This window comes from Anaplasma marginale str. Florida (assembly GCF_000215485.1).
GTDB classification, from domain to species: Bacteria; Pseudomonadota; Alphaproteobacteria; order Rickettsiales; family Anaplasmataceae; genus Anaplasma; species Anaplasma marginale.
Genome location: NZ_AFMS01000030.1, coordinates 1 through 2,721, shown reverse-complemented (window position 1 = coordinate 2,721; position 2,721 = coordinate 1). Strand labels below are relative to the sequence as shown.

Annotated in this window: 1 protein-coding gene; it reads right to left on the bottom strand. The window is 47.9% G+C overall.

Features of this window, described 5'->3' with window-relative positions; translation table 11 throughout:
* The coding region (locus GAC_RS00975; RefSeq protein WP_037349018.1) for an NAD-glutamate dehydrogenase domain-containing protein at nt 1–2,721 on the bottom strand (2,721 nt) is incomplete at both ends.

Here is a 2,721-nt window from a genome sequence, read left to right as displayed (position 1 = left end):
TTGCGGCAGGTTCTGTTGTGCAGTGTTGTAAGATTCTAAAAACTCCCCGCACAAGATGTTTTCCATGTTCTCTTCGATGAGCAGGGTTTGCGATGACAGGCTCTCTAACCTTGTTTCTACATCCGGGAACTTGTGCATGTGCCGGAGCATCCAGAAAGTTGCCTGCCCAATGAACTTTTGCACTTCCCTGATGATTGTGACATAGTCATTAACGTCTATAGTGCCGTCGACCCTGTCAAGCTCGCTCCAAATATCTTGTAAGTTATATACTCTGGAGATTGTCACATAAACCCTGGCGATCGTGTCTATGGTAATACCCATGCTTTCTATGTGGCTGACGAAAACACAACCCATCCTGTTTACTATGTCGTTGGATATGCATGTGGCGAGTATTTCGTGCTTCAATTTGTGCTGTTTTATATACTTCTCAAACCTGTTCCTCATAGACTCAGGGAAGTATGAAAGCAGATATTGAGATTCGTAGACACTTGCTAGGCCGTGCTGCAGCAAATTGGACTTCATAATTCCCCCTTTTATGAATGTCCGGGTGTACGCTATAAGCACGGCTATCTGCGGGGCAGCAAGCCCCCTGGATTCCGAAATCATCCTCAGGATTTCCTCGTCGCTGGGCAGGAACTCCATGCTGCGGTCCAGGGCATTTATCTTTTCAAGGTACTGCATTATCCGATGGTGCTGCTCTATACGCTTTGTTGCCTGCATGCATTCCAGCATCAACGTTCTGGTCTCGAGTTTATTATGGCGCGCCATGAGAATGCCGGGTATGTCGAGAAGCATGTCGTAGAGGATCTTGTTGCGTTCCTCCAGGGAGATGAATTTATCTCTGACGGCCATTTCCAGGCAGATTTTGAGGTTGACTTCGAAGTCTGAGCAGGTAACACCGCCTGCGTTGTCTATAAAGTCAGTATTAATCCTGCCTCCCTTGCTCGCATATTCTACTCTACCTAGTTGCGTACAGCCGAGATTTCCCCCTTCTATGACCATCGAGGCGCGCAGGTCTTCCCCATTTATTCTGAGCCGATCATTGGCCTTATCACCAACAGCAGGGTGAGTTTCCTTGGACGATTTTACGTATGTACCTATACCGCCGTTCCAGATCATGTCTACTGGCGCTTTTAGCATCGCCCTAATAAGGGCAGTAGGGGAGATGCTGTCCTCCTCGGTGTTCAGTTGGAAGCATTGCTTCATCTCCGGAGTAAGAGTAATAGATCTTGAGCTGCGACAGAACACACCCCCGCCTTTTGATATAAGGCTTGGTTTGTAATCTTGCCAAGATGACCCCGGAGTTTCAAACAAGCGCTTACGTTCCGCGAAGCTTTTTGCAGGGTCAGGAGAGGGGTCAACAAATATGTGTATGTGGTTAAAGGCCCCCAGTAGGCAGATCTTATCGGATAACAACATCCCATTTCCGAACACGTCACCCGACATATCCCCTATGCCAACAGCGGTGAATGTATCTTTCTGTATATCCTTACCCATGGTCCAGAAGTGCCGCTGTGCAGCAGCCCATGCCCCTCTGGCAGTAATGCCTATTTTTTTATGGTCAAACCCAACGGACCCCCCAGATGCAAATGCATCACCGAGCCAGAAGTTATACTCTGCAGAAACTTGATTTGCGTGATCAGAAAAAGACGCGGTGCCCTTATCGGCCGCAACTACCAAGTATGGATCGTCGTCATCATACCTTACTACTCGGCTTGGGGTGACGCACTGGTCGTCTATTACGTTGTCAGTAATGTCCAATATACCACGCAAAAAGCTCTTGTAGCACTCAATCGCGCACTCAACCGACCCCGACTTCTTTGAGTTACCCTTCAGAACAAAACCGCCTTTAGAACCGACTGGGACGATAACGGAGTTTTTCGTCATCTGTGCCTTCATCAACCCTAAGACCTCAGTGCGAAAATCTTCGGTCCTGTCGGACCACCTTATGCCGCCTCTTGCCACCTTCCCACCGCGTAGGTGTATACCCTCAAACGTGTTTGAGTAAACATATATTTCCCTGAAGGGGAAAGGGCGAGGAATGTCGGGGACTGCGCCGGAGTCTAGCTTTAGCGAGAGATAATTTCTACCGTCTTGATAGTAATTTGTGCGCAAGACCGCCAATATCAGGTTATACATGCATCTCAGTATGTAGTCGTGGACCATATCTGAGACTTGTGCAAACAACTCGTCAATTGATTTGCGCACGCCCGCTACCTTGGCGGCTCTGTCACCAGATATATCTGGGTCAAACCTAGCCTCGAATAGCCGAACAAACAAATGGACCATGTAAGAATGCTTCCTAACAACCTTTTGGATGTACGCCTGGCTATAGTTGAATAGGATTTGCTTTAAGTATCTACTTAGCGTTCTTACGAGTAAAACTTCCTTCCATCTTAAGTTTGCCAAAATCACCAAGCTATTGAAGTAGTCGTTCTCAGTTTCTCCGGAAAATACCTTTTTCAACGTCGTTTCAAATCGGCTCTTCACGCTATGATGGTCAAAGGACTTGCTCGCGTTTGCGAGCACAAAGTGGTGCAAACGCACGCACCTCTCCCGCACTGTGATATCATAACTGTGGTGCTGCAGCATTCCCGCGCCCATCTTCTTTACGACGTCCAAAACCTTCGATAGGCGTAAGTCCCCCTCAAGCAGTACGTATATCTTTAGCTGGTAATGGCTGCAGTCTTCTGACAAGTATAGATCTACCTCGCCCTCACC